At 72.6% G+C, this 25,760-nt stretch carries 22 protein-coding genes and 2 pseudogenes; 10 read left to right on the top strand and 14 right to left on the bottom strand.

Going from position 1 to position 25,760, the window contains the following annotated elements:
* Positions 1-105: 105 nt before the first annotated feature.
* Entirely contained in the window at positions 106-819 is a 714-nt protein-coding gene (locus AB0761_RS18130) for a small secreted protein (protein ID WP_377270103.1), read from the bottom strand.
* Positions 820-932: 113 nt separating this feature from the next.
* Positions 933-1,385, bottom strand: coding sequence for a GbsR/MarR family transcriptional regulator (locus tag AB0761_RS18135; RefSeq protein ID WP_377270104.1), 453 nt, complete (start codon positions 1,383-1,385; stop codon positions 933-935).
* A 90-nt stretch (positions 1,386-1,475) separates the two neighbouring features.
* On the opposite strand from AB0761_RS18135, the gene AB0761_RS18140 reads away from it, so the two are divergent.
* Both AB0761_RS18140 and AB0761_RS18145 read left to right on the top strand, forming a co-directional pair.
* The gene (locus AB0761_RS18140; protein ID WP_377270105.1) at positions 1,476-2,390 is read left to right on the top strand and encodes an ABC transporter ATP-binding protein; all 915 of its coding nucleotides are present in this window, start codon (positions 1,476-1,478) and stop codon (positions 2,388-2,390) included.
* The gene (locus AB0761_RS18145) at positions 2,368-3,198 is read left to right on the top strand and encodes an ABC transporter permease subunit (RefSeq protein ID WP_377270106.1); all 831 of its coding nucleotides are present in this window, start codon (positions 2,368-2,370) and stop codon (positions 3,196-3,198) included. Before AB0761_RS18140 ends, AB0761_RS18145 begins: the two co-directional genes overlap by 23 nt.
* Positions 3,199-3,411: 213 nt before the next feature.
* Here AB0761_RS18145 and AB0761_RS18150 read toward each other — a convergent pair whose 3' ends face one another.
* The 3 genes from AB0761_RS18150 to AB0761_RS18160 all read right to left on the bottom strand — a co-directional run bounded on the left by AB0761_RS18150 (position 3,412) and on the right by AB0761_RS18160 (position 7,247).
* Positions 3,412-5,862, bottom strand: a complete 2,451-nt coding sequence (locus AB0761_RS18150) for a sodium-translocating pyrophosphatase (protein WP_377270107.1) — start codon at positions 5,860-5,862, stop codon at positions 3,412-3,414.
* Between the two features lie 525 nt (positions 5,863-6,387).
* Positions 6,388-6,810: an ATP-binding protein gene (locus AB0761_RS18155; RefSeq protein WP_377270108.1), complete on the bottom strand. Its 423-nt coding sequence runs from the start codon at positions 6,808-6,810 to the stop codon at positions 6,388-6,390.
* A gap of 95 nt (positions 6,811-6,905) precedes the next feature.
* Positions 6,906-7,247, bottom strand: coding sequence for an STAS domain-containing protein (locus AB0761_RS18160; RefSeq protein ID WP_055586761.1), 342 nt, complete (start codon positions 7,245-7,247; stop codon positions 6,906-6,908).
* A 69-nt stretch (positions 7,248-7,316) separates the two neighbouring features.
* Here AB0761_RS18160 and AB0761_RS18165 point away from each other — a divergent pair.
* A pseudogene (locus AB0761_RS18165) lies at positions 7,317-9,721 on the top strand (DEAD/DEAH box helicase).
* 183 nt (positions 9,722-9,904) lie between these two features.
* Here the strand turns inward: AB0761_RS18165 and AB0761_RS18170 are convergent.
* The 7 genes and pseudogenes from AB0761_RS18170 to ssd all read right to left on the bottom strand — a co-directional run.
* Positions 9,905-10,261, bottom strand: a pseudogene (locus AB0761_RS18170) (Rv3654c family TadE-like protein); the annotation flags it as partial.
* The gene (locus AB0761_RS18175; protein ID WP_377270109.1) at positions 10,258-10,761 is read right to left on the bottom strand and encodes a TadE family type IV pilus minor pilin; all 504 of its coding nucleotides are present in this window, start codon (positions 10,759-10,761) and stop codon (positions 10,258-10,260) included. The gene AB0761_RS18175 and the pseudogene AB0761_RS18170, both read right to left, overlap by 4 nt.
* The gene (locus AB0761_RS18180) at positions 10,748-10,951 is read right to left on the bottom strand and encodes a DUF4244 domain-containing protein (protein WP_377274196.1); all 204 of its coding nucleotides are present in this window, start codon (positions 10,949-10,951) and stop codon (positions 10,748-10,750) included. Before AB0761_RS18180 ends, AB0761_RS18175 begins: the two co-directional genes overlap by 14 nt.
* Before the next feature lie 198 nt (positions 10,952-11,149).
* Positions 11,150-11,743, bottom strand: a complete 594-nt coding sequence (locus tag AB0761_RS18185) for a type II secretion system F family protein (protein ID WP_377270110.1) — start codon at positions 11,741-11,743, stop codon at positions 11,150-11,152.
* A gap of 423 nt (positions 11,744-12,166) precedes the next feature.
* A complete protein-coding gene (locus tag AB0761_RS18190) occupies positions 12,167-12,760 on the bottom strand; it encodes a type II secretion system F family protein (RefSeq protein ID WP_377270111.1) in 594 nt (197 codons plus the stop codon).
* A gap of 296 nt (positions 12,761-13,056) precedes the next feature.
* The gene (locus AB0761_RS18195; protein ID WP_377274198.1) at positions 13,057-14,274 is read right to left on the bottom strand and encodes a TadA family conjugal transfer-associated ATPase; all 1,218 of its coding nucleotides are present in this window, start codon (positions 14,272-14,274) and stop codon (positions 13,057-13,059) included.
* A gap of 107 nt (positions 14,275-14,381) precedes the next feature.
* Positions 14,382-15,497, bottom strand: a complete 1,116-nt coding sequence (ssd, locus tag AB0761_RS18200) for a septum site-determining protein Ssd (protein ID WP_377270112.1) — start codon at positions 15,495-15,497, stop codon at positions 14,382-14,384.
* A gap of 683 nt (positions 15,498-16,180) precedes the next feature.
* Between ssd and AB0761_RS18205 the strand changes: the two genes are divergently transcribed.
* Positions 16,181-17,080: an HAD family hydrolase gene (locus AB0761_RS18205; protein ID WP_377274200.1), complete on the top strand. Its 900-nt coding sequence runs from the start codon at positions 16,181-16,183 to the stop codon at positions 17,078-17,080.
* A gap of 574 nt (positions 17,081-17,654) precedes the next feature.
* On the opposite strand, the gene AB0761_RS18210 is transcribed toward AB0761_RS18205, so the two are convergent.
* Positions 17,655-18,566: an oxidoreductase gene (locus AB0761_RS18210; protein WP_377270113.1), complete on the bottom strand. Its 912-nt coding sequence runs from the start codon at positions 18,564-18,566 to the stop codon at positions 17,655-17,657.
* 295 nt (positions 18,567-18,861) lie between these two features.
* Between AB0761_RS18210 and AB0761_RS18215 the strand changes: the two genes are divergently transcribed.
* From AB0761_RS18215 to AB0761_RS18240, 6 genes are all read left to right on the top strand, one after another.
* A complete protein-coding gene (locus tag AB0761_RS18215) occupies positions 18,862-19,845 on the top strand; it encodes an ATP-binding protein (protein WP_377270114.1) in 984 nt (327 codons plus the stop codon).
* Positions 19,846-20,136: 291 nt separating this feature from the next.
* Complete coding sequence (locus AB0761_RS18220) at positions 20,137-20,904, top strand: carbonic anhydrase (RefSeq protein WP_377270115.1); 768 nt, start codon at positions 20,137-20,139, stop codon at positions 20,902-20,904.
* A 118-nt stretch (positions 20,905-21,022) separates the two neighbouring features.
* Positions 21,023-22,978, top strand: a complete 1,956-nt coding sequence (acs, locus tag AB0761_RS18225) for an acetate--CoA ligase (protein WP_377270116.1) — start codon at positions 21,023-21,025, stop codon at positions 22,976-22,978.
* A 190-nt stretch (positions 22,979-23,168) separates the two neighbouring features.
* Complete coding sequence (locus AB0761_RS18230) at positions 23,169-23,642, top strand: phage holin family protein (protein ID WP_377270117.1); 474 nt, start codon at positions 23,169-23,171, stop codon at positions 23,640-23,642.
* Positions 23,643-23,700: 58 nt separating this feature from the next.
* A complete protein-coding gene (locus tag AB0761_RS18235) occupies positions 23,701-24,648 on the top strand; it encodes an alpha/beta fold hydrolase (protein WP_377270118.1) in 948 nt (315 codons plus the stop codon).
* Between the two features lie 123 nt (positions 24,649-24,771).
* Positions 24,772-24,966 (top strand): hypothetical protein, encoded by a 195-nt coding sequence (locus AB0761_RS18240; protein ID WP_377270119.1) that lies wholly within the window; start codon positions 24,772-24,774, stop codon positions 24,964-24,966.
* A gap of 2 nt (positions 24,967-24,968) precedes the next feature.
* On the opposite strand, the gene AB0761_RS18245 is transcribed toward AB0761_RS18240, so the two are convergent.
* Positions 24,969-25,676 carry a TetR/AcrR family transcriptional regulator gene (locus AB0761_RS18245; protein ID WP_377270120.1) on the bottom strand — a complete coding sequence of 236 codons (708 nt, stop codon included), beginning with the start codon at positions 25,674-25,676 and terminating at the stop codon, positions 24,969-24,971.
* Positions 25,677-25,760 lie beyond the last annotated feature (84 nt).

A 25,760-nucleotide genomic window follows, 5' to 3' on the forward strand; every position in this document is an offset into this window, starting at 1 on the left:
GGGTGCGCGCAGGGCCGGGTGCGCGCAGGGCCGGGGACGGGCGACGGCGGGGACGGCTCCGGGGCGGGGTCGCTCAGCCGATGGCCCGCTCACCCCTTGGCCCGCTCACCCCTTCGACGGGGAGGGGGATCCGGAGGGGTGCGAGGCGGCAGGCCGGGAGGCTGAGGGCCGACCGGCAGGCGTCCGGGCAGCGGGCGACTGGCCGACGGGCGACTGGCCCGCAGAGGGCTGGCCCGCGGGCGCCTGGCCGGCGGGCGCCGGGGAGGACGGCGCGCCGCCCCCGATCGACTTGCAGCCGGGCTGCTTGGCGATGGCCCGGCCCAGATCGCCCGTCTGGAGGCGGGCGATGGCGGAGCCGGAGAGCTGGGCCAGCTGCTGGGCCTGGTCACCGACGCTCTTCAGCCCGTCCGCGAACTTGGCCTGGTCGTCGGTGGGCAGTGCGTCGACCTTCTTCTGCAGCTGCTGGTAGCCGGTCGAGGCCTGGCCCAGCTCCCGCACGGCCTGCTGATGGAGGTCCGCACCGCCGTCGATCTTCGGCGCTCCGGCCTTGTCCACGGCGGCCGCTATCTGCTGGACGGCCTGGCCCCGGACCGACATGTCGGTGGAGAGACGCTTGCGCAGGTCCGCCGGGCTCTCGCCCTGCTTGACCTGGCCGGTGTCCTGAAGTGCGGTGTTGGACCGGGCGATCGGGTCCTGCGCGGAGTCGCAGACCGACTTGGCCCAGGAGTCCAGCTGCGCGGTGTTGCCACTGCTGCACGCGGCGGCGCCGAACGCGAGCAGTGCGCCCGCAGCGGGCAGTGCCAGCAGCTTGATCTTCACCGGAGTGGTTCCCTTCGGCTAGGCGGTCGTGCGGGGTGCACCGCCAGGGAACCTACACGGCCGAGGGCCGGACCGTGGCCGCCGCGGAGGGAGCGGCTCCGGTTCTGTGACGTTCAGCGCATACCGCGCTGCTGGTGCCAGCGCTCGATGAGGGCCGGGATCTCCCGCTGGATATAGGCGTAGAAGTCACGCATCTCGGCCAGCCGACGACCCGCGATGGAGTCCTCACCCACAGCCGCGATGCCCTCCACGGCGGACTGCACCATGGCGTCGATCAACCGGTTGTTGCTGTCCGTCATCACCGCCCAGCCGTCGGCCCGCATCCGATAGTGCTCCCGGCGGCTCCCGGGGGCGGGGACCCGCTCCACCAGGCTGAGGGTGACCAGGGTCTTCAGCGCGCCGGAGACCGCACCGGCACTGGCCGCGAGCCGCTCGCCCAGCTCTCCCGCGGTCATCGTCTCCTGCTCGGCGTAGAGCAGGGCGCAGAGCACCCGGGCCGCCATGCGCTGCATACCGCTCTCGGTGAGCAGCAACGCCAGATGCTCCGCGGTGGTGGGCTCTGCCATGGATCCTCCCTCTGCCCGGGGCTGCCCTTACCGAAATCCTAACAGTCATGAATATTCACGAATTACTGAAACTTCAGTAGTCTCCATGGCATGACTCAGGCGATCCGGCTCGAGAAGCTGGCAAAGACCTACGGCCGCCGCCGCGGCCTGGTCGACCTCACCCTGGATGTCGGCCACGGCGAGGTGCTGGGGTATCTGGGACCCAACGGGGCCGGCAAGTCGACCACCATCCGGCTGCTGCTGGACCTGATCCGCCCCACCGGCGGCCGGGCCACGGTGCTGGGGCTCGACCCCCGCGCGGACTCCGTGGAAGTGCACCGGCGGACCGGCTATCTCGCGGGCGACTTCACCGTCGACGGCAGGCAGACCGTCCGGGAGTGCCTGGCGTTCCTGGCGGCGCTGCGCGGCGGGATCCCGGAGCGCCGCATCACCGGCCTCGCCGACCGGCTGGGGCTGGAGCTCGCACCACGGATCCGCTCGCTCTCCAAGGGCAACCGGCAGAAGGTCGGCCTGGTCCAGGCGTTCATGCACGAACCGGAGCTGCTGATCCTGGACGAGCCCACCGCCGGCCTGGACCCGCTGGTCCAGCAGGTCTTCCTGGACCTGGTACGGGAGGCCAGGGCGGACGGCCGCACGGTCTTCATGTCCTCGCATGTGATGAGCGAGGTGCAGGCGGTCGCCGACCGGGTGGCGATCATCCGCGAGGGCCGGCTGGTCACGGTGGACACCGTGACGGCGCTGCGGGAACGTGCCGTGCGGACCGTGGAACTGCACTTCGACGGGACCGTCCCGGCCGAGGAGTTCAGCAGGCTGCCCGGCGTCAGCGACGTCTCGGTCGAGGGCCCCCGGCTGCGCTGCCGGATCGCGGGCAGCCCCGACGCCCTGGTCAAGGCCGCCGCCCGGCACACCGTCACCGGCCTGCTCTGCGAGGAACCCGACCTCGAGGAGCTGTTCTTCGAGTACTACCGGAACGGAGCCGGCCATGACCGCGTCACCGCTGCCTGAGACCCTCCCCGCCACCCGGCTGCCCCGCAGCGTCTGGAGCCAGGCACTGCGTGACGGCCGCCGCGCGCTGATCTCCTGGAGCGTCGGGACGGCGCTGGTGGGGGCGATGTACGCCAGCTTCTATCCGCAGATCGGCGGCTCCATGGGGGACCTCACCAAGAGCCTTCCGGAAGGCCTCAAGCAGGCCTTCAACATGGAGGACCTCGGCTCCGCCGCCGGCTATCTCGGCTCCACCCCGTTCGGAGTGGTGATCCCGCTGCTGGCGCTCTTCCACGGGGCCTCCACCGGCGCCCGGGCCGTCGCCGGGGACGAGGAGTCCGGATATCTGGACCTGCTGCTCGCCCACCCCGTCGGCCGGGTCCGGCTGGTGCTGCAGCGGTACGCGGCGCTGGCCACCGGCTCCGGGGCGATCGCCGTCGCCGTGCTGCTGATGATGCTGGCGATCAGGGGACCGGCCGACCTGGGTACGGTCTCCGTCGCCGAGTTCACCGCGCAGTGCCTCGATCTGGCGCTGCTGAGCGCCTTCTTCGGCGCGCTGGCCCTGTGCATCGGCTGCTTCGTCGGGCGGCGCGCGCTGGTCTTCGGGGCGACGGCCGCGGTCGGAGTGGTGACCTATGCGCTGAACTCCTTCGGCCCGCAGATCGGCCTCGGCTGGACGCGGCACCTCTCGCCCTTCCACTACTACCTGGGCGGGGAGCCGCTGAAGCACGGCTTCCAGTGGGCCGACGCCGGGCTCACCGCCGCGGCCTGCGTGGTACTGGCGGGACTGGGCGCCTGGGCCTTCCAGCGGCGCGACATCGGCGTCTGACTGCGCGCCACCGGGCCGCACCCGAGGGGGTGCGGCCCGGTCTGCGTTCACCGCCGTGTGCTCACCGCTGTGCGGTCACCGGTCCGGGCCCGGCACCGCGGGCCCAGCGCGGTGAGCCCAGCGCGGCGGGCCCAGCACGGTGGGCCCGACACGGTGGGCCGACACGGTGGGCCGACACGATGTGCCCGTCGGCGCGGACTCGGCGGTGCCGGCTCAGTGCACCGCCGCCGGATCCGCTGATCGGGTGACGGAACCCTCGTCACCGTCGTCGTCGCCGACCGCGATACCGCGCCGCTTGGACACATAGACAGCACCCACCACCACGGCCAGGGCCAGCAGCGCGACGGCGATGCGCAGTGCGGCACTGGCGTGCTCCCCGAAGCTGAACTTCACCACCGCGGGGGCGATCAGCAGCGACACCAGGTTCATCACCTTGAGCAACGGGTTGATCGCCGGACCCGCGGTGTCCTTGAAGGGGTCGCCGACGGTGTCACCGATGACGGTCGCCGCATGGGCGTCGCTCCCCTTGCCGCCGTGGTGGCCGTCCTCGACCAGCTTCTTGGCGTTGTCCCAGGCCCCGCCCGAGTTGGCCAGGAAGACCGCCATCAGGGTGCCGGCGCCGATCGCACCGGCCAGGAAGGAACCCAGCGAGCCCACGCCCAGCGCGAAGCCCACCGCGATCGGCGCGAGCACCGCCAGCAGGCCCGGTGTGGCCAGCTCCCGCAGCGCGTCCTTGGTGCAGATGTCGACCACCCGGCCGTACTCCGGCTTCTCGGTGCCGTCCATGATCCCCGGGTGTTCGCGGAACTGGCGGCGCACCTCGAAGACCACCGAACCGGCCGATCGGGAGACCGCGTTGATGGCCAGGCCCGAGAAGAGGAAGACCACCGCCGCCCCCAGCAGCAGACCCACCAGGTTGTTGGGCTGGGAGATGTTCAGCGAGAGGCTGTTGCCGTGGGCCGCCGGACCCACCTCGTCCACGGCGGTGCCGATGGCGTCCGTGAAGGAGCCGAAGAGCGCGGTGGCCGCCAGCACGGCGGTGGCGATGGCGATGCCCTTGGTGATCGCCTTGGTGGTGTTGCCCACCGCGTCCAGCTCGGTGAGCACCTGGGCTCCGGCGCCGTGCACATCACCGGACATCTCGGCGATGCCCTGGGCGTTGTCGGAGACCGGGCCGAAGGTGTCCATGGCGACGATCACGCCCACGGTGGTGAGCAGTCCCGTACCGGCCAGCGCCACCGCGAAGAGGGCCAGCACAATGGAGCCGCCGGCCAGCAGATAGGCGCCGTAGACGGCCGCACCGATGATCACCGCCGAGTACACCGCCGACTCCAGGCCGAGCGAGATCCCGGAGAGGACCACGGTGGCCGGGCCGGTGAGCGAGGTCTTGCCGATGTCCCGTACCGGTCGCCGGGTGGTCTCGGTGAAATAGCCGGTGAGCTGCTGGATCACCGCCGCCAGCACAATGCCGATGACCACCGCGGCGAGCGAGAAGATCCGCGGGTCGCCGCTGTGGCTGCTGATCGCAGCCGGGACGTTGTCGAGCTGGGAGAAGCTGGACGGCAGGAAGGCGTAGACCGCCGCGACCACCAGCAGCACCGAGATGGCCGCGGAGATGAAGAAGCCGCGGTTGATCGCGGACATCCCGCTGCGGTCCCTGGTCCGGGGCGAGACCGCATAGATCCCGATCACCGCCGTGATCACACCGATCGCGGGGACGACCAGCGGGAAGGCCAGACCGTCGTTGCCGAAGGTGGCCGTACCCAGGATCAGCGCGGCGACCAGGGTCACCGCATAGGACTCGAAGAGGTCGGCGGCCATACCGGCGCAGTCGCCGACGTTGTCGCCCACGTTGTCGGCGATGGTGGCCGCGTTGCGCGGGTCGTCCTCAGGGATGCCCTGCTCCACCTTGCCCACCAGGTCCGCGCCGACGTCGGCGGCCTTGGTGAAGATGCCGCCGCCGACACGCATGAACATCGCCAGCAGGGCCGCGCCGAAGCCGAATCCCTCCAGCACCTTGGGCGCGTCGGCGCGGTAGATCAGCACCACCAGGGCCGCACCGAACAGGCCGAGGCCCACGGTGCACATGCCGACCACGCCACCGGTACGGAAGGCGATCCGCATGGCGCGGTGGGAGGCCAGCCGCACGTCGGGCGCGGTGCTCGGGCCGCCCTCGGTGGGACTGATCGCCGGAGCGAGCGTCGCGGCGCGGGCCGCCGCGGCGACGCGGACGTTGCTGCGCACCGCCAGCCACATGCCGAGATAGCCGGTGGCAGCCGAGAACACCGCTCCCACCAGGAAGAACACCGAGCGGCCGATGCGCTGGCCCCAGGTGTCGGCCGGCAGCAGCATCAGCAGGAAGAACACCGCGACGGCGAAGACGCCGAGGGTGCGCAGCTGCCGGGCGAGGTAGGCGTTGGCCCCCTCCTGGACGGCTGCGGCTATTCGCTTCATGGACTCGGTGCCCTGGTCGTGGACGAGCACCTGGCGGGCCAGGAGCACCGCGACGCCCAGGGCCGCGAGGGCGACGGCGGCGACCACGACCACAAGGGTCAGATTGCCGCCGGTGAGGGCCGCCCGGACGCCCGATGGGGCGTCGGCGAGTGGTGGGTTGAGGGTCCAGGTCGTTGCGTGCGTGCTTGCCGTATGGATGAGCCCCGCCATCAGTCCTCCTTGACGTCTGGCATGTCGGCGCCGCCGGCCTGGGAGGGCCGGAAGGTCGGGGCAGAACCGCAGGAACAGCCGCGACCTGAGCGGTGCGCACATAACTGCTCGGCAGTGCGGGCCTTGCAACAGAGCAGGCCGGACCATGCGGTACCGGCCGAATGTCGAGGATTGTAAGGACCAACCCTTGATCAAAACAGACCAGCCGCAACAACAACGCTGTCACCGGCAGGTATCGCCACCACTGCGGGCAATTCTCCAATGGCCCGTGGCACCCGGCCAACGGGGCGGACAGCGTTCATACGGGCAGCCCAACGCCTCCCCGACGCGATGCCCGGGCTCGGCCGGGGACCCGGCTCCGGGGCTCCCCGAATCCCGGAACGGGTGCGCCTCCGGGACTGCCCCTGGCCCCCCGGTCATGGATCTGGGCTCCGGGGTGCCGCCCCTGGGACACGATGCCCCTGGGACACGATGAGGGGCGCCCCCGTTCGGGGACGCCCCTCATCACTACTCACTGCCGATCGGTCAGGCGGAGACCTCGTGCACCGCCACCGGCCAGCTCATCCGGATCACTCCACCGGTGGAGTCACTGCCGACGTCGAGGTCGTCGACGAGGCCGCTGATCACCGCCAGTCCCATCTGGTCCTCGGCGGTGTCATCCGTGTCGGACGCTGCCTTGGAGGCTGCGTCCGGCTCGGGTCCGACCCCGTCCCCCACCTCGATGAGAAAGCGCTTCTCCTGCTCCACCAGGGTCACCCGCACCGGGTCGTCCACCCCGGAGCGGCGGTGCAGGCCCACCGCTCGGGAGCAGGCCTCGCCGACCGCGAGTCTCACCTCGTCCAGCACGGACTCGTCGACCCCGGCGCGGCGGGCCACCGCGGCGGCCACCAGCCGCGCGGTGCGCACATGCTCGGGGAGCGCACTGAATCGGAGTTCGACGGTTGCCATGGCTTCCCCTCGGATCGTTGCGGTGCTGCCGTGAGCCGCGCCCCGGGGTTCCCGTCCGCACCGCGGTGCGGACGGGAACCCCGGGGCGCCCGGGCTCAATCGGTCGCCGCGACGGCCTCGTCCACAGTGTTGTGGATGGGGAACACCTTGGTGAGACCGGTGATCCGGAAGATCTTCAGAATGCGCTCCTGGTTGCACACCAGGCGGAGCGAGCCCTCGTGCGCACGCACTCGCTTCAGGCCGCCGACGAGGACACCCAGACCGGTCGAGTCCAGGAAGTCCACGCCTTCCATGTCGACGATCAGGTGGTAGTGACCCTCGTTGACCAGCTCGACGAGCTGCTCACGCAGCTTCGGGGCGGTGTACACATCGATCTCGCCGCCCACCTCGACGACCGTGCGGTCGTCGACAGTACGGGTCGACAGGGACAGGTCCACGGAACCTCCAGCACCTTGCCTTGCTTCGTTGCGATCCTCGACCGCCCGGACGGGCGGTCGCCACCCGCGATGGCATTCAACCACCTGCGACCAGGCAGCACGACGCCTTACGGCGATTCTCCGTCACGCCGGTGACACACTGGGTCCTTATGCCGCCCAGCAGTCGCCCGCCCGGCGCCGTCCTCGAGAGGCTGTCCGCCACGCGCGGACGGCAAGATCGGCTCACCCATACGGAGCATGTGCCCGCCCGCCAGGGGAGCCATGCGGAGTGGCCTGCCGGAATCCGCGCGGAGATTGTCGAGGCCGCCGGCGGGCTCGGCATGTCCCGGCCGTGGACCCACCAGGCGCAGGCGATGGAACTGGCCCTGGCCGGGCGCTCCACGGTGATCTCCACGGGGACGGCCTCCGGGAAGTCCCTCGGTTATCTCGCCCCCGTCCTCTCCGCTCTGCTGGACGGCACCGAGGCTCCCAATGGGCGTGGCGCCACCGCGCTCTACCTGGCGCCCACCAAGGCTCTCGCCGCCGACCAGCGCCGCCGCGCGGCCGATCTGGCCCCGCCGAGGGTGCGCGCCGCGCTCTATGACGGCGACACGCCCATGGAGGAGCGCGAATGGGTGAGGCAGTACGCCTCCTACGTCCTCACCAACCCGGACATGCTGCACCGGTCGATCCTGCCCGCCCACACCCGCTGGGCCACTTTTCTCAAGGCACTGCGCTATGTGGTGGTGGACGAGTGCCACACCTACCGCGGTGTCTTCGGCTCGCATGTCGCCCAGGTGCTGCGGCGGCTGCGGCGGATCTGCGCCCGCTACGGCGCCGATCCGGTCTTTCTGCTGGCATCGGCGACCTCCGCGGAGCCCGGCGCCTCCGCGGCGCGGCTGACCGGGCTGCCGGTCGCCGAGGTGACGGAGGACGCCTCGCCACGCGGTGAGCTGGTCTTTGCCCTGTGGGAGCCCCCTCTCACCGAACTGGTGGGCGAGCAGGGTGCACCCGTACGCCGCACCGCCACCGCCGAGGCAGCCGATCTGCTGACCGACCTGGTGGTGGACGCGACCCGGACGGTGGTCTTCGTCCGTTCCCGGCGTGGCGCCGAGGTGGTGGCCCTGCAGGCCCAGGAGCGGCTGTCCGAGGTCGACCGCCGCCTGTCGGGCCGGGTGGCTGCCTACCGGGGCGGCTATCTGGCCGAGGAGCGGCGGAGCCTGGAGCGCGATCTGCACTCGGGACGACTGCTCGGCGTGGCGTCGACCTCGGCACTGGAACTGGGCATGGACGTCTCCGGACTGGACGCGGTACTGCTGGCCGGCTACCCGGGCACCCGTGCCTCGCTGTGGCAGCAGGCCGGGCGGGCCGGCCGGGCAGGGCAGGGGGCGCTGGCTGTGCTGATCGCCCGCGACGACCCGCTGGACACCTATCTGGTCCACCACCCCGAGGCGCTCTTCCGGCGGCCTGTGGAGTCCACCGTGCTGGACCCGGACAACCCCCATGTCCTGGCCCCGCACCTCTGCGCGGCCGCGGCGGAGCTGCCGCTGGGCCCGGCGGACCTGGAGCTGTTCGGGCCGTCGGCACAGCCGCTCCTGGACCAGCTGGAGCGGCGCGGACTGCTGCGCCGGCGGGCCGGTGGCACCTGGTACTGGACGCGCCGGGAACGGGCGGCCGACGGGGTGGACATCCGGGGCGGTGGGGGCTCCCCGGTGCAGATCGTCGAGGCGGCCACCGGGCGACTGCTCGGCACCGTCGACGCGGGCGCCGCCCACACCACCGTCCATACCGGTGCGGTCCACCTCCACCAGGGCCGCAGCTACCTGGTGCGGGAGCTGGACCTGGATAGCTCGGTCGCACTCGTGGAGGAGGCGGACCCGCCGTACACCACCGTCGCCCGGGACACCACCGCCGTGACCGTCCTGGACACCGACACCACGGTGAAGTGGGGGGACGCGCTGCTGAACTTCGGCTCGGTGGAGGTCGTCAACCAGGTGGTCTCCTTTCTGCGGCGGAAGATCGCCACCGGTGAGGTGCTCGGCGAGACCCGGCTCGACCTGCCGCCCCGTACGCTGCGCACCCGGGCGGTGTGGTGGTCGGTGACCGAGGACCAGCTGATCGACGCCGACATCCCCCCGGAGCTGCTGCCCGGTGCCGCCCACGCCGCCGAGCACGCCTCGATCGGGCTGCTGCCGCTCTTCGCCACCTGTGACCGGTGGGACATCGGCGGGGTGTCGGTGCCGCTCCACCCCGACACGGGTCTGCCCACGGTCTTTGTCTACGACGGCCATTCGGGCGGCGCCGGCTTCGCCGAGCGCGGCTTCCAGCGGGCCAGGGAGTGGCTGACCGCGACCCGTGAGGCGATTGCCGCGTGCGAGTGCGAGCGCGGATGCCCGTCGTGCATCCAGTCGCCCAAGTGCGGCAACGGAAACGATCCGCTGGACAAGGCCGCGGCGGTGCGGCTGCTGGACGTCCTGCTCTCCGAGGCCGTCTGACGGCCGCCCCGGACGGCCGCCCGGCCCGGGGCCGGGCACCGGGGAGGCGGGCACTGCCAGGCCGGGCACCGGGGAGGCAGGCACCGCCGGGTCAGGCACTGCCAGTCCGGGCACCGGGGAGGCGGGCACCGCCGGGCCGGGCACCGCCGGGTCAGGACCGTCCGCGAAGAGCGGTCCGGCTCGGGCACGGGCCCGTGCCGGTGGAAAGAACGCCGGGAGCCCGGGGACGTCCGACTCGATCCGGACCTCCACGGTGTCGTCGCCAGGAGTGCACGCTGCCAGTCGGACATGCTGCGCCGAGGCGATCACCGCGGCGCGCCGGCATGCCTCCGCCGGGTCCAGCAGCAGTGGCCGGGCGGCCGCGAGTGCGGCCAGATCGGCGGCGGACTCCGCCCGGTGGCGGGCCACCACGGCCGCCCCGAGGCCCAGCACGGCTGCGAAGACGCAGCACCCCAGCATCGCGAGCGTGAGCAGCCACACGGTGGCCGACCCCGCGTCACCCGCCGACCGCACCTCCCCTGTCACCTCGCCCCTGGTCACGGCTGACCTCCCAACGCCGCCTGCCGTCCGTCCGGTGGTGTCGGCTCTTCGACCCGGACGTCCTCCCGCTCCGCCACCGCAGCGGCGGAGAGCCGCACGGTCAGCAGCCCTGCAAGGCGTCCCGGTCCGCCGAACGGGACCTCGACGGCCACCCGTACCGTTCGCGCACCGCGCTCCAGTCGGATCTCCGCCCCCTCAGGGGCGGCCTCCCTGGCAGCGGCGACCGCTGCGGCGTCGCCGTCACCACGCGCCGCGGCCCGTGCGCCGATCCTGGCGGCGTCGACACAGCGGATCTGCGCTGCCGTCGCCAGCAGGCCCCACAGGAGCATCGAGCAGAGCAGCACGATCGCCGGGAGCGCGACCGCGGTCTCCGCCGTCGCATAGCCGGCCTCCGGCCCACGCCTGCCGTTCCGGCGACCAGGGCGGGCGGACGCGCTGCTGCGAGCACGGCTGCCATGCAGCCGGCACGGGAGGCGCGGGAGGCGCTCAGAAGCCCACATCGAGCGCCCGCTGGACGACTTTGGCAATTGCCCCGGAGACCGCTTCGCTGGTCACGACCTTGTAGAGAACGGCCGCGAAGCCGCAGGCGGCGACCGTCCCCACCGCGTACTCGGCGGTGGTCATACCGGCGTCGGCGGCCGCACCGGCGGCCGCGAGCCGCCGCCGGAGCAGCAGGGCGAAGGAACGCAGATGCCTGGTCCAGCGCACGAGTACGGTTCCGCAGCTCCAGCGGCGCATCCGGGGCCGCGCCACCGGAAGCGGGGACGCAAGGGGACGGACGGTCAGAGCAAGCGCCATGGCGAATCTCCTCGGAAGGTGAGGCTCGGAAATGAGCGACGGAGGGGGTTGGTGGGCGGAGCGGGGACCGGATGCCTGCGGAGGGACGCCTCAGCGCCGTCCCAGGAAGGCGGAGGCAAGCCCCGTGACCACTGGCACGATCCCGATGAGGACGAAGGCCGGCAGGAAGCAGCCGCCCAGCGGAGCGGTGGCCAGGACGCCCGCCTTCCCGGTCCGGGCGGTGGCGGCGCGGGCGGCAGCCGCACGCTGCTCCTCCGCCAGACGGGCGAGGGTCGCGGAGGGCGGTGCACCGCTGGTGCTCGCCCTGGCGAGACACCTCCCCAGGGGTGCCAGGGCCGGACAGCCGTCTGCCAGCCGCTCCCAGCAGTCGGCCGGGTCCGCGCCCATCCTCAGCTCCGCCGCCACGCCCGCCAGCCGCTCCCGCATCGGGGAGCCGACCGCACGCGCCACAGCGTCGGCGGCGTCGGAGGGAGGCCCCGAAGCGGCCATACAGGCGGCCAGCAGCTCCGCGGTGAGCGGCAGCTGGTCCACCAGGCGGCGGTCCACCCGGGTCGGCTGGGCCTCCGCCAGGGGCATCCTGGCCATCCCCTGGTGCAGCGCCACTCCCAGCAGCAACCCGACCACCGAACCCGGCAGGCCGCCGATCAGCAGCGCGGCGCCGGCACCCCCGGCGCAGGGCGCCACCCGACGCAGACGGCGGCGGCCTGCCGCCGGTCCGGCCGGCTTTCCCGGCCTCGGCCCGGACCACGGCCGCCGGCCGCCGAGAAGGGCCCGGGGCCTGCTCGTTGAGGGCACGCCCGCTGCCGAGGCCCGGCGCCGCAGTATCCGGCGCGACCTTGCTGTGCTCACCATCGCGCCGAGCGATGCACAGCCCCCTGCCACCCCGGCAGCGACCATCGACTGCATCCACATCCGCTACCGCCTCTCCGACACCGGATCCGCCCTGCCGCGCGGCACCCGCACCCCGCGAACACCGCTCCTGCACCCGCGCCGCGACCCGCACCCGCGCCGCGACCCGCACCCGGCCCCGGCCGGAAGCACCCCCGCGCGCAAGTCGCTCCCGGCGCCCCATCGACGCTTCAACACACCGCACTTGACGGACCGTCATCATGGATCTCTCCCCTCCGCCCCTCGGACGATCCGAGCGGTCCATGCCAGTCCTGCCGCTTCCAGGGCCACCCCGGCGGCCAGGCAGCCCAGTCCGGCCGGGGTGTGCAGCAACATCTGCAGCGGATCGGCGCCGAGGGCGGTGCCCAGCAGCAGTCCGAAGAGCGGCAGTACCGCCAGCAGCAGTGCAGTGGTCCGGGGCCCGGCCAGCTCACCGCGTACCGCCTCACGCAGTGCGGAGTCGGCACGCAGTGCCTCCGCCACCCGGTCGAGTGCCGCAGCCAGGGCCGCCCCGCTCTCGGATGCCACCTGCCAGCACGCGGCGACGGCAGCCGCCCCGCCCGCGCCGGGAGTCCGGGCCAGGCGCCTCAGCACCTCGGGGACGTCACCTGCGAAGCGCGCGGCAGCCCGCAGCCCGGTCGGATCGATGCCGCCACCCTGCAGGGCCCCGGCGACGGCTCCCCCGGAGGCCACCGCGGTCTCCAGGGCCCGGCCCGGCAGCACTCCGGTGCGCAGCTCGGTGGCAAGTGCAGAGCACAGCTCCACCACGGCGCTCTCCCGCCGGCACTGGGCCCGGCGCTCGGCGTGGGCCAACCGCCGTCTTCGCAGTGGCCGGACGGCAAGGGCTGCGGCCGGCACGGGCACCGGCGACCGCAGCCACCATGCGAGGAGCAGTCCCGCAGGGAGCACAGCCAGCTCCGGCACCATCCAGCGGGGCGGCCGAGGGGTACGGCGGGCGGTGGCCTTCCGCTTCGGACGAAGGCCCCACCCCATATCGGCCCCGCGGGACCGGCGGACGACGGCCCGTCTGCCCCGAAAAGCCATGGCGCCACGCGCCCCGCCCGCCAGCACTCCCAGCAGGACTGCCCAGAGCAGCCCATGAGGGCCGCTCATCCGGGACCGCCGTCGCCGCGGAGCTCGACGCCCCTGGCCGCACATCGTGCCACCAGATGCTGCCAGCCCGGCCCGGGCACACAGCCCCGCTCCGGGGAGAGCACAGCGGCGGGAGCGGTGACAGCGAAACCGGCGGTGTCCCTGCCCAGGACCCGCACCTCGGCGACCCGGCGGCGACCGGTGCCCGGTTCGCGCACCAGGTGCACCACCGCGTCCAGGGCCGAGCAGAGCTGGCTGTGCAGAGCCGCGCGGTCCAGACCGGCCATGGAGCCCAGCGCCTCCAGCCGGGCCGGCACATCGGCCGCCGTATTGGCATGGACCGTGCCGCACCCGCCTTCATGCCCGGTGTTGAGGGCCGTCAGCAGGTCCAGCACCTCGGGCCCTCGCACCTCGCCGACCACCAGCCGATCGGGCCGCATCCGCAGCGCCTGACGCACCAGCTCGCGCAGGTCGATACGGCCGAGCCCCTCCTGGTTGGGTGGCCTGGCCTCCAGACGGACCACATGCAGGTGGTCGGGCCGGAGCTCCGCCGAGTCCTCGGCGAGGACGATCCGCTCACCGGGATCCACCAGGCCCAGCAACGCTGCGAGCAGCGTGGTCTTGCCGCTGCCCGTCCCCCCGCTGACCAGGAAGGACAGCCTGGCGCGGACCAGGGCACCCAGCAGCCGCGCGCCGCCCTGCGGCAGTGCTCCGGCTTCGGTGAGCTCGTCCAGGGTGAAGGCGCGCGGCCGGGCCACCCGCAGCGAGACATGGGTGCAGCCCACGGCGATCGGCGGCAGCACGGCATGGAGTCTGGTGCCGTCCGGCAGCCTGGCGTCGGTCCATGGCCGTGCGTCGTCCAGCCGCCGCCCCGCTGCGGTGGCCAGCCGCTGGGCCAGTCTGCGCACGGCTGCTGCATCGGGGAATCGGACACCGACCGCCCTGGTCAAGCCCGCCCCCCGGTCGACCCACACCTCGTCGGGCGCATTGACCAGCACATCGGTGACCTCGTGATCCGCGAGCAGCGCATCCAGGGGTCCGGCTCCGATCATCTCCGCCCGCAGGGCATGCACGGCTTCCAGGACCTCGCTGCCGCCAAGCGGCGGCCGTTCGGCGCGCAGGGCGGCGGCGACAGACGCCGTGGTGGGCTCGGCGCCCAGCTCGGCAAGACGCAGCCGCACGGCGTCGACCAGCGCTGCGGGCTGCCGGCTGCCGATGGTCCCCGCCCCGGACATGGCCCCGGCTGCCGTACGGGACACGGCATCGGCCGGGAAGGGGACGGATCCGGGGCCCAGCGCGCGGCGGCCCAGCCCGCGAGGGGGCCGATCCTCGGTCCGACGACTCATACGACGGCGCTCCGCCCCGCGGTCGGCGGCGGCACGGCCCGCAGCAGGAAGGCGGAGCAGAAGCGGGCCAGCGGGCCATGCTCCCGCAGGCCGGGCGGGTTGCCGCGCTCCACATCCGCGGTGAGCCCCGGTTCGTCCGGCAGTTCGCCCGCCAGAGCCGTCCCCAGTCCGCGGGCGACGTCCTGCCCGTCGAGCCCTCCACCGCCGGATGTACGCAGGACGGTCCGCAGATCGGCCAGCCGCATCCGTGCGGTGGCGGCGACCCGCCCGGCCGCCGCCACCGCGCGCAGCTCCGAGGGGACGACCAGCAGCGCGGTGTCGGTCTGTTCAAGGGCCTCCGCCGCCGCGGGGTCGAGGTGCCGGGGAAGGTCGAGGACGACCAGTCCGCCGCGGCGGCGGGCGGCCGCGAGCACTGTGCGCATCGCTTCGGGAGGGATGGTGAGGGTGTCGCTGCGGTCCCAGGAGAGGGCGGCCAGGTGGTGTGTGCTGGGCAGGGCCCTCTCCAGCTCGGCGCCGTTGACCCGGCCCCGGGAGCCCGCCAGATCGGGCCAGCGCAGCCCAGCGGACCGTTCGGCGCCGAGCAGTACGTCGAGGCCGCCGCCGAGCGGGTCGCCGTCGATGAGCATGGTGCGGTGGCCCTGCCGGGCGGCGGTCAGTGCGAGCGCGCAGGCCAGCGTGGACGCCCCGGCTCCGCCGCGCCCGCCCAGCACGGCCACGGTCGTCGCATGGGTGCCCACGCCCTCGACCGCGTCGGCGATGCGGTCGAGCAGCCAGGGGTCGGCGTCGGGCAGAAAGAGCACATGGTCGGCCCCGATGCGGACCGCTCGCATCCACACCGCGCTGTCGTCCAGGTCCCGGCCGATGAGGAGGACTCCGCCGCGCCGCGGAAGCTCGGTGCACTGCTCGGCGAGGTCGTCGCCCACCAGCACCAGCGGGGCGCTCTCCCACTGGGCGCGGTCGGGGGGTGCGGTGCGCGCCAGGCACGGGTCGGCCCCGGCGGCTGCGCAGAGTCTGATCAGCCGCTCGATGAGTTCCGCGTCCTCGCTGATGATCAGCGGTCCGCTGAGCGGCGGGACCTCTGCAGGTCCGTGTTCCGTCGACGGCTCGGCCATGGTCGTCTCCCCGTGTGGTGGCTCCACGCGGACCGGTCGGGACCGCGTGGGCTCCACGGTGGGCCCCGGAGCCGGCAGCGGCCAGCAGCGGTCCACAGCCTGTGGACAACCTCCGGGTGTGGACAACCCGGTTCACTCGCACGAGCGAGGCCCTTGACCGTCGCGCTGACGCCGGGAACTCCTGGAGCACCCCCGCACGTCGTCTCCGGAGCCCACGAGCCGGAGCCCCTGCGCTCTTCCGGGGGTCCCGGCCCGGCGGGCCGCCCCGGCCGTCTTCGAGGGCGGTGCCGACACCGCGCACCCGACCCCCGGGCGGACGCCGAACGCGCGCCGTACGGCAGTCAGGAGAGGAACAGGACGGGCCACCGGACCCAAGACTGTCACTCTGCGTAATGAACAACCCAGAGTGACGATACGGCGATGCGGGGCGCCTCGACGGACGCCCGGCCGTCGCCCGGCCCGTCCGGCTGCGGCCGGCGATGGCGGGCCGCAGCCGGACGGCTCCGGACATGCGACGACCCCCGCCGGGGGGGAGAGCGGGGGTCGTCATCCACGGCCGGCTCGGGGGGGAGGAGCCGGACCGGGTTAGCACGGTCGCGAACGATCCGTGACTTCCATGGTGTACCCGAGGGCCCTGAAACACAAACCCGCGCGCCAGGGAGTACGCCGAATGGCGGGCGCCTATCCTCGTCGTCGTGGAGAACCAGGCCGAACCCTCAGGACGCCCAGCCGGGCAGCCCCTCCAGGCGCCCCGTCCGGCCCGTACCGCAGCCTTCTTCGACCTCGACAAGACCATCATCGCCAAGTCGAGTGCGCTTGCTTTCAGTAAGCCGCTCTACCGCGGCGGGCTGATCAACCGTCGGGCCGTACTGAAGAGCGCTTACGCTCAGTTCGTCTTTCTGGTGGGAGGTGCCGACCACGACCAGATGGAGCGGATGCGCGAGTACCTCTCCGCGCTCAGCCGTGGATGGAACGTCCAACAGGTGCAGGAGATCGTCGCCGAGACCCTGCACGGGCTGATCGACCCGCTGATCTACGTCGAGGCCGCCTCGCTCATCGAGGAGCACCAGGCGGCGGGCCGCGACGTGGTGATCGTCAGCAGCTCCGGGGCGGAACTCGTCGAGCCGATCGGCGTGATGCTGGGGGCCGACCATGTGATCGCCACCCGGCTGGAGGCCCGCGACGGCTGCTACACGGGTGAGATCGAGTACTACGCCTACGGCGCCAACAAGGCGGCCGCCATCAGGGAGCTGGCCAAGACCGAGGACTACGACCTGGAGCGCTGCTACGCCTACAGCGACTCGGTGACCGATCTGCCACTGCTGGAGACGGTGGGCAACCCCTTCGCGGTCAATCCCGACCGGGGGCTGCGCCGGGAGGCCCTGAGCCGGGACTGGCCGGTGCTGGCGTTCAGCCGCCCGGTGCGGCTGCGACTGGGAGCGCGCCGGGGCACGGCGGCCTGGGGGCGGATCCCGTCCCTGCGGCTGCCCAGTGGTCCGGTGCTCGCTGCGGCGGCGGTCGGAGCGGCGACGGCGGCGGGACTGGTCTGGTACAGCTCCCGGCGCCGCGTCCAGACCGCCTGACGAACGGCGCTGCCGCGCGCCCGGCAAGGCGCCCGAGGCGCCCGCCACCGTCCGCGCGGCAGCGCATCGGCAGCCCGTCAGGAAGATCCCGACATATCGCCCAAGTCGGGCGAAGGTAAAGAAATACAGCCTGGGGTTCCGCTTGTACCCAAACCGCGCTACAAAGGAATCAACGGCCCGCGAGACCCGACGGAACCGCTAAGGAACCGTTGACTACGCAGTTCAGGCCCCACGGACCGCGCACAGCAGCCGGGCACCCACGTGCAGCCGACCCGCTAACCGGGCCGCCGCACCAGGCGAAGGGCAGAGATCCCCGCCTGATGGGCATGGAAAAGGTGCACGCATGGTCACTTGGAGGCTGTGCCAGCGGCGACACCCCTCCACAGGGTGTCGCCGCATTATTGTGGGAGGACCGGTAACGGGCGCAGCCTGCTGAGCACGGCACGTCAGCGGAGGCCGCCCATCAGCCGGCACGGTGCGGCACGCCGCAGCACACGGCGAGCGCTCCCCGGATCTCTCCCGCCTCCCCCGCAGCACGGACTCCGCCGGGCTCAGCCGGCCGGCCCGGGCAGGCTCAGGCCATGCCCCGCTGCATCGCCTCACAGACGGCGGTGCTCTCCCGTACGCCCAGCCGCAGCGCCTCGGCGCAGTGCACGATCCAGGCCGCCATCCCCTCCCGCGTCCCCGAGGCGTACCCGGCGAGAGCCGCCCGGTAGGCGTCGGTACCGAGCTCCGCGAACCCCACCTCCGCCGGGCAGATGGACTTGGGGTCCAGGCCCTCGGCGATCAGGGTGATCCGCTGCGCAGCTCTCGCCACCAGTCCGTTGGCCGAGCGGAACGGCCGAAGCAGCAGCAGTTCGCCGTGCACCACGGCGGCGACCACGAGGGCGGGTGCGGCCTTGGCGTTCGGCCCGCCGGCACCGCGGTCGGCACGGGTCGCCAGCAGTCCGGCCAGTTGGTCGAGCCGAGCCGCAGCCTCGTCCGAGGACGGCACCGAGGGCAGCTCCGCCATCGACCCGGGAGGCAGCGCGGCGCTCCCCGAAGGGGTCTCGGTCGCTGCCAGCGCCTTGGGGAAGAGCTCCGCGGCCGGCTCCCCTGCGCGCCTGGGCCGCCCGACGCCCTCCGCACCGTCGCCGGCGGCCAGCAGATGCAGCCGGGCCAGCACCTGGAGGGGTGAGGTGCGCCAGACGCTCAGCAGTTGCCCGGCCTCGGCGGAGACGCGCAATGCGCCGCCGACCGTACGGGCCTCGTCGTCGGCGCCGAAGTCGGTGCGCCTGCGGACCTCCTCCAGCGGCCAGTCGGCGCCCTCCAGAGCCGCGGAGGCGCGGGCTCCACGCAGGGCCGCCTCCCCGGTGACCTCGGCGGCCCGGCGGCGCATCACCCGGTGCCCGTAGAGCCGGTCGACGGCGCGGCGGACCTCGGCGACGGCCTCCGGGACTCCGGGCAGCTCGGCGAGCGGGGCGAGGGGATCGGCTGCAGTGCTCACGCGGTCGAGCGTACGGACCGGTCGCCGGACCGGCACCGCCGGGTCCCGCCGTACACCGGCACGGCGTCCTGCCGTACCCGCACCGGCGTCCCTGTGCGCCCGGCGCGGGCCTCCACCGCCCCGTGCGCACGGCTTGGGCCGCGATGCCAGGACCTGAGCCGGAATGTCACCCGTTAGGGCCAATCGTTCGGGCGCGTCGATCACCGAGAGCTTCGCAAACGCTACGATGAGTCCTAACGGTTACGATAACGATTGTCATCTGACTTCACTCCATCCCTCCACGGAAGTCCGCACCATGAAGATCGCCTTCGTCGGCAAGGGCGGCAGCGGCAAGACCACGCTGTCCTCGCTCTTCATCCGGCATCTCGCCGCCACCGGCCGCCCGGTCGTCGCCGTGGACGCCGACATCAACCAGCACCTCGGCCAGGCCCTGGGCCTCTCCGATCACCAGGCCGCCGCCCTGCCGGCGCTGGGCGCCGAGCTGCCCCACATCAAGGAGTACCTGCGCGGCGGCAATCCGCGGATCGCCTCCGCAGAGCAGATGATCAAAACCACCCCGCCGGGCAGCGGCTCCCGGCTGCTGCGGATCGCCGAGGAGAACCCGGTGTACACGCGCTGCGCCCGCCCGGTGCCGCTCGACGGCGGCCAGGTGCGCCTGATGGCCACCGGCGCCTTCACCGAGGACGATCTCGGGGTGGCCTGCTACCACTCCAAGGTCGGTGCCGTGGAGCTCTATCTCAACCACCTGGTGGACGGATCCGGCGAGTACGTCGTGGTGGACATGACCGCCGGCTCGGACTCCTTCGCCTCCGGCCTCTTCACCCGTTTCGACGTCACCTTCCTGGTGGCCGAGCCGACCCGCAAGGGCGTCTCCGTCTACCGCCAGTACAAGGAGTACGCCCGCGACTTCGGCGTCACCCTGCGCGTGGTGGGCAACAAGGTGCAAGGCCCGGACGACCTGGCCTTCCTGCGCCGGGAGGCCGGCGACGACCTGCTCGCGGCATTCGGCCACTCCGACTGGGTCCGCCGGCTGGAACAGGGCGCCGAGCCCCGCTTCGCCGACCTGGAGGCGGGCAACCGCCAGGTGCTGCGGGCGCTGCACCAGGAGGTCGACGAGGCCCACGGCCGCCGCGACTGGGGCCGGTACACCCGGCAGATGGTCCACTTCCATCTGCGCAACGCCGAGAGCTGGGGCAACGCCAGGGCTGGCGCCGATCTCGCCACCCAGGTCGACCCCGACTTCGTCCTCGGCGAAGAGCTGCTGCCCACCCCGGCCTGACCGGCCCGCCCCCACCGTCGGCCACCCCGGGCCACTGGCACCCCGGGCTACTGGCACCCCGCCCGGCCCCGCCTGCCCCGTCCCGCTCCACCAGCCGCTGTCCCCTGCGGCCCGGTGCCCCTTCCGCCGGCCGGCCGGAAGGGGCACCGCGCGATGCCCCGGCTCACCCGGACGGGCGGACTTCCCCCGCCCCATACCGCCGGGGGATGCCGCACCGCATCCATCTCATTACTCTCCGTTTACCGAATCTTGTCGTTTCTTGAGATTCCAGAACCGAGAGGACCCACCGCCGTGAACAACGAGGCCCACGCGCCGCCGTCCGCGAACACACCCCCCACCCCGCCCCCCGGCGCATCGGCGCCGGCTCCCCTGGACCGCCTTCTCAGCGGTGTCCGGGGCTTCCAGCGCCACACCGCCCCCCTGGTCCGCGACCGACTGGCCGCCCTGGCCAGGGAGGGGCAGACACCGTCCCAGCTCTTCGTGGCCTGCGCCGACTCCCGGATGGTGACCAGCATGATCACCGGCACCGGCCCCGGAGATCTGTTCACCGTCCGCAATGTCGGCAATCTGGTCCCCGCTCCCCGGCACCCCGGCACCCCGGGATCGCCCGACCCGTCCGACGACTCCGTCGGCGCAGCCGTGGAGTACGCGGTGGAGGTGCTGCGGGTGCGCACCGTCACGGTGTGCGGCCACTCCGGCTGCGGCGGTATGCAGGGTCTGCTGCAGGGCGCCCACCGCCCGCCCGGGGAGCCGACACCGCTGGGCCGCTGGCTGCGGAACGGGCAGGAGTCACTGGCCCGGCTGCACCGGTCCCCGGCCCGCTTCGCGGACCGCGAGGGGGACGAACTGGAGCGGCTCTGCCTGACCAATGTGGTGCAGCAGTTGGAGAATCTCGCCGCCCACCCGGCGCTCCGGGCACGGGCCGCCGAGGGCCCCGACGAGGCCGTTCACCTGGTCGGGATGTACTTCGACATCGCCGCTGCGCAGGCCTATCTGCTGGATCCGGCGACGGGCGCCTTCGCGCCGGTCGGCACGGAGGCGGCGGACAGCGCGGCCTGAACCCAAAGAGGTCTAAACCAATTTGGCGGGCACCTCTTGTCATCATGCCTCCTCGCCTGGTGAGGTAGGTCGCGGGACGATGGGACCATCCCGCGATCATCTCGATGAGGAGTGCGCGTTGAGCAACGAGAGCCTGGCCAATCTGCTCAAGGAGGAGCGCCGCTTCGCACCGCCCGCGGAGCTGGCCGCTGCCGCCAACGTCACCGCTGCCGCCTACGAGCAGGCCGCGGCCGACCGGCTCGGTTTCTGGGCGGAGCAGGCACGCCGCCTCAATTGGGCGGTGGAGCCGACCGAGACCCTGGACTGGTCCAACCCCCCGTTCGCCAAGTGGTTCGCCGACGGGAAGCTCAACGTCGCGTACAACTGCGTGGACCGCCACGTCGAGGCCGGCCACGGCGACCGGGTCGCCATCCACTTCGAGGGCGAGCCGGGCGACGGCCGCAGCATCACCTACGCCCAGCTGAAGGACGAGGTCTCGCAGGCGGCCAACGCCCTGCTGGAGCTCGGTGTGGCCAAGGGCGACCGGGTCGCCGTCTACCTCCCGATGATCCCCGAGGCCGTGGTGGCCATGCTGGCCTGCGCCCGGATCGGCGCGGCCCACTCGGTGGTCTTCGGCGGCTTCTCGGCCGACGCGGTCGCCTCGCGTATCCAGGACGCCGACGCCAAGTTGGTGATCACCGCGGACGGCGGCTACCGGCGCGGCAAGCCGACCGCCCTCAAGCCCGCCATCGACGAGGCACTGGCCAAGTGCCCCGAGGTGCGCAATGTCCTGGTGGTCCGGCGCACCGGCCAGGAGACCGCCTGGACCGAGGGCCGGGACGTGTGGTGGCACGAGTCGGTCGGCCGCCAGTCCACCGAGCACGCCCCCGAGGCGCACGACGCGGAGCAGCCGCTCTTCATCCTGTACACCTCGGGTACCACCGGTAAGCCCAAGGGCATCCTGCACACCTCCGGCGGTTACCTCACCCAGGCCGCCTACACCCACCACGCCGTCTTCGACCTCAAGCCGGAGAGCGACGTCTACTGGTGCACCGCCGACATCGGCTGGGTCACCGGGCACTCGTACATCGTCTACGGGCCGCTGGCCAACGGCGCCACCCAGGTGATCTACGAGGGCACCCCCGACCACCCGCACCAGGGCCGCTTCTGGGAGATCGTGCAGAAGTACGGCGTCACCATCCTCTACACCGCCCCCACCGCGATCCGCACCTTCATGAAGTGGGGCGACGACATCCCGGCCAAGTTCGACCTCTCCAGCCTCCGTGTGCTGGGCAGCGTCGGGGAGCCGATCAACCCGGAGGCCTGGATCTGGTACCGGGAGCACATCGGCGGCGGCCACTGCCCGATCGTGGACACCTGGTGGCAGACCGAGACCGGGGCCATGATGATCAGCCCGCTGCCCGGGGTCACCGAGACCAAGCCCGGCTCGGCCCAGCGCGCACTGCCCGGCATCTCCGCGACGGTGGTGGACGACGAGGCCAGGGAGGTGCCCGACGGCTCCGGCGGCTATCTGGTGCTGACCGAGCCGTGGCCCTCGATGCTGCGCACCATCTGGGGCGACGACCAGCGGTACATCGACACCTACTGGTCCCGCTTCGAGGGCCGCTACTTCGCCGGCGACGGCGCCAAGAAGGACGACGACGGCGACATCTGGCTGCTCGGCCGGGTCGACGATGTGATGCTGGTCTCCGGCCACAACATCTCCACCACGGAGGTGGAGTCGGCGCTGGTCTCCCACCCCAAGGTGGCCGAGTCCGCGGTGGTCGGCGCCACCGACGCCACCACCGGACAGGCCATCGTCGCCTTCGTCATCCTGCGCGGCACCGCCGCCGACAGCGCCGATCTGGTGGCCGAGCTGCGCGACCATGTCGGCCGGACGCTGGGCCCGATCGCCAAGCCCAAGCGCATCCTGATCGTCAATGAGCTGCCCAAGACCCGTTCGGGCAAGATCATGCGGCGGCTGCTGCGCGATGTGGCCGAGAACCGCACCCTGGGCGATGTCACCACGCTCACCGACTCCTCGGTGATGGACCTCATCCAGGCCAAGCTGCCGAGCGCACCCGCCGAGGACTGAGCCGCACGCCCTCCGCACAACCCTCTGGCCGCCCCGGCGCTCCGCCGGGGCGGCCGGCGTGTACTGACCGCCGGGCGCCGCCCGGGTGAGGGGCGCGCCGGGTCGACAGGGGCCGAGTGGTGGCCGTATGTCAGGTGAGGGCATGATCTGAGGGCGTATCGCACTTGCCCTGTCCACAAGGAGGAACGCGATGTCCGCAGGAGCCGACGGCCTGTCCATGAGCGGGAGCACCGCACTCCGCGACGGCGAGCGATCGCTGGGTCAGCTGTTCTCGGCCGCGACCGCCGACCTCTCCTCGCTGGTGCACGACGAGATCGCGCTCGCCAAGGCGGAGATCCGGCAGGACGTCAAGCGCGGGGTGGCGGGCGGTGCGTCGCTGATGATCGCCGGGGTGGTGGCGCTGGCCGCGATCCCGATGCTGAGCTTCGCCGCCGCCTACGGCATCCATGCGCTGGGCCTCACGCTGGGCTGGTCGTTCCTGATCGTGGGCGGCGCCTATCTCCTGCTGGCGGCGGTGCTGGGCCTGCTGGCGCTGCGCTCCTTCAAGAAGGTCGAGAAGCCGCAGCGCACCATCGAGGGCGCCAGGGCGACCGCTGATGTGCTGAAGAAGGCCAAGCCGCGTCCGGCGGGCCCGCACGACAGGCATGTCGTACCCAGGCACTGACGCCACCCGGACGGGTACCCCGGCCCGGCAGGGGCCTGCGGTGTGACACGCTCTCGGTATGCCGTTGGATGAAACCCCCGACCGTTCCCCCGCCTCGGGCTCCTGGGACGTCCGCCTGGACGGGCCCTGGACGCACCGTGACGTGGCGGCCAATGGAGCCCGCTTCCATATCGCCGAGATCGGCGAGGGCCCCCTGGTGCTGCTGGTCCACGGCTGGCCGCAGTTCTGGTCGACCTGGCGGCACCAGCTGACCGCCCTGGCCGACGCCGGATACCGCGCGGTCGCGATGGATGTACGCGGGGTCGGCGGCAGCGACCGCACTCCGCGCGGCTACGATCCGGCCAATCTGGCGCTGGACATCACCGGGGTGATCCGCTCGCTCGGGGAGCGGGACGCCGCGCTGGTGGGTCATGACACAGGCGGCTTCCTGGCCTGGGTGGCCGCGGTGATGCGGCCCTCGCTGGTACGCCGGCTGGTGGTGGTCTCCGCCGCCCATCCGCGGCGGCTGCGCCGGGCGCTGCTGACCGACCGGCGGCAGATCGCGGCGTACGAACATGTGCTGGGCTTCCAGCGGCCGTGGGTGCCGGAGCGGCAGCTGGTCGCGGACGACGCCGAGCAGGTCGCCCGCTATCTGCACAGCTGGACCTCGGCCCGGTCGCTCGACGAGAAGTCCGTGGCCGACTACCGGCGGGCGATGCAGATCCCGGGTACGGCCCACTGCTCGGTGGAGCCGTACCGCTGGCTGATGCGGTCGATGGCGCGGCCGGACGGCTTCCAGTTCTCCCGCCGGATGAAGCGGCCCGTGCGGGTGCCGACCCTCCATGTGCACGGTGCGCAGGACCCGGTGCTGCTGACCTCGACCGCGACCGGGGCCGGCGAGTACGTCCAGGCCCCGTACCAGTGGCGGCTGATGGACGACATCGGGCACTTCCCGCACGAGGAGGATCCGGCGGGGTTCACCACGGAGCTGGTCGAGTGGCTGCGGGACGACTCCTTGGACAGATGAACGGCAACCCCTCCGCCTTCACAATCTGACCATAAGTTAATAGGACTCATGCATAGGCCAATTGGAGTCGCCCTCGAGCGATTACCCCACCGGCCCCACGGGCATGGGTCTTCCATGACCTGGATGCACGAGCGTTCCCACGCGTCCCGGACCCGGCGCAGGAGCAGCGCGCCGACGGCCCCTCTCGACCCGGCCACCACCGACCGGGGCGCGGCGTCGCTGCACCCCGGAGCGGCCGGCGGCCTGGGCATTCCGACCATCCTCGGGCGGCGCGCCCGCTGGATGACCGCACGGCTGCGCCCAGGAAGCCGCGGCTGAGGTCACCCGTCCGCAGGGCGGCAGGCGGCCAGCAGGTGGTCCGTCAGCCGCGCCGCGGCATGCGCGTCCAGCGGCGCGTGGCCGACCAGCAGCCGGTACCAGAGAAACCCGTAGGCGAGGTCTGCGAGCAGGTCCGGATCGGTCTCCGGGCCCACTTCGCCGCGCCCCGCTGCACGGTCCAGCAGTGACCGCAGGGCCACCCTGCGCCGTTCGGTGAAGTCGGCGAGCACCGCGGCAGGCGCGGTGTGCTCCAGCCCTGCCGCCATGGCCTCGCGCAGCATCCGGGCCGCCCCGGGCTCCTCCAGGGCGTGGAAGGTCGCGGCCAGGAAGGCGCCCAGATCGCCGCGGAGCGTGCCGGTGTCCGGGAGCCCGACGGCCCCCTCGGCGAGGTCTGCGAGCGCCTCGGCGAGGACCGCCCCCTTGGACGGCCACCAGCGGTAGATGGTCTGCTTGCCGACGCCTGCCCTCCTGGCGATCCCGTCGATGGTCAGCTCGCGGCGGTCGCCGTCCCTCATCAGCTGGAGCGCGGCGTCCAGAATCGCCCGGCGCACGGCCTCGTTGCGCCGGCGCCCCGTGTGGGGGCGGGCGCCCTGCACCGCATCGCCGTCGTCCTGCGCCGTCCCGCCGTCACTTCTGTCCTGCGCCGTCCCGGCGTCGTCCCGTGGCATCTCGCTGTCGTCCCGTGCCCTCTCACGCTCGCCCCCTGTCATCCACCGACTTTAACAGCTTGACGAGACCAAGAGTCTCGGCAAGTATTTGTCGAGACGTCAGGTCTCGACAATCGATGGAGTCAA

Origin of the sequence: Peterkaempfera podocarpi (genome assembly GCF_042466665.1) — a bacterium.
GTDB lineage: Bacteria > Actinomycetota > Actinomycetes > Streptomycetales > Streptomycetaceae > Peterkaempfera > Peterkaempfera podocarpi.

Coding starts and splice junctions, on each gene's coding strand:
- AB0761_RS18135 (WP_377270104.1), bottom strand. CDS start 1,385: ATGGCAGAGCCCACCACCGCGGAGCATCTGGCGTTGCTGCTCACCGAG.
- AB0761_RS18140 (WP_377270105.1), top strand. CDS start 1,476: ATGACTCAGGCGATCCGGCTCGAGAAGCTGGCAAAGACCTACGGCCGC.
- AB0761_RS18145 (WP_377270106.1), top strand. CDS start 2,368: ATGACCGCGTCACCGCTGCCTGAGACCCTCCCCGCCACCCGGCTGCCC.
- AB0761_RS18150 (WP_377270107.1), bottom strand. CDS start 5,862: ATGGCGGGGCTCATCCATACGGCAAGCACGCACGCAACGACCTGGACC.
- AB0761_RS18155 (WP_377270108.1), bottom strand. CDS start 6,810: ATGGCAACCGTCGAACTCCGATTCAGTGCGCTCCCCGAGCATGTGCGC.
- AB0761_RS18175 (WP_377270109.1), bottom strand. CDS start 10,761: ATGTGGGCTTCTGAGCGCCTCCCGCGCCTCCCGTGCCGGCTGCATGGC.
- AB0761_RS18195 (WP_377274198.1), bottom strand. CDS start 14,274: ATGTCCGGGGCGGGGACCATCGGCAGCCGGCAGCCCGCAGCGCTGGTC.
- ssd (WP_377270112.1), bottom strand. CDS start 15,497: ATGGCCGAGCCGTCGACGGAACACGGACCTGCAGAGGTCCCGCCGCTC.
- AB0761_RS18215 (WP_377270114.1), top strand. CDS start 18,862: ATGAAGATCGCCTTCGTCGGCAAGGGCGGCAGCGGCAAGACCACGCTG.
- AB0761_RS18230 (WP_377270117.1), top strand. CDS start 23,169: ATGTCCGCAGGAGCCGACGGCCTGTCCATGAGCGGGAGCACCGCACTC.
- AB0761_RS18235 (WP_377270118.1), top strand. CDS start 23,701: ATGCCGTTGGATGAAACCCCCGACCGTTCCCCCGCCTCGGGCTCCTGG.
- AB0761_RS18240 (WP_377270119.1), top strand. CDS start 24,772: ATGCACGAGCGTTCCCACGCGTCCCGGACCCGGCGCAGGAGCAGCGCG.
- AB0761_RS18245 (WP_377270120.1), bottom strand. CDS start 25,676: ATGACAGGGGGCGAGCGTGAGAGGGCACGGGACGACAGCGAGATGCCA.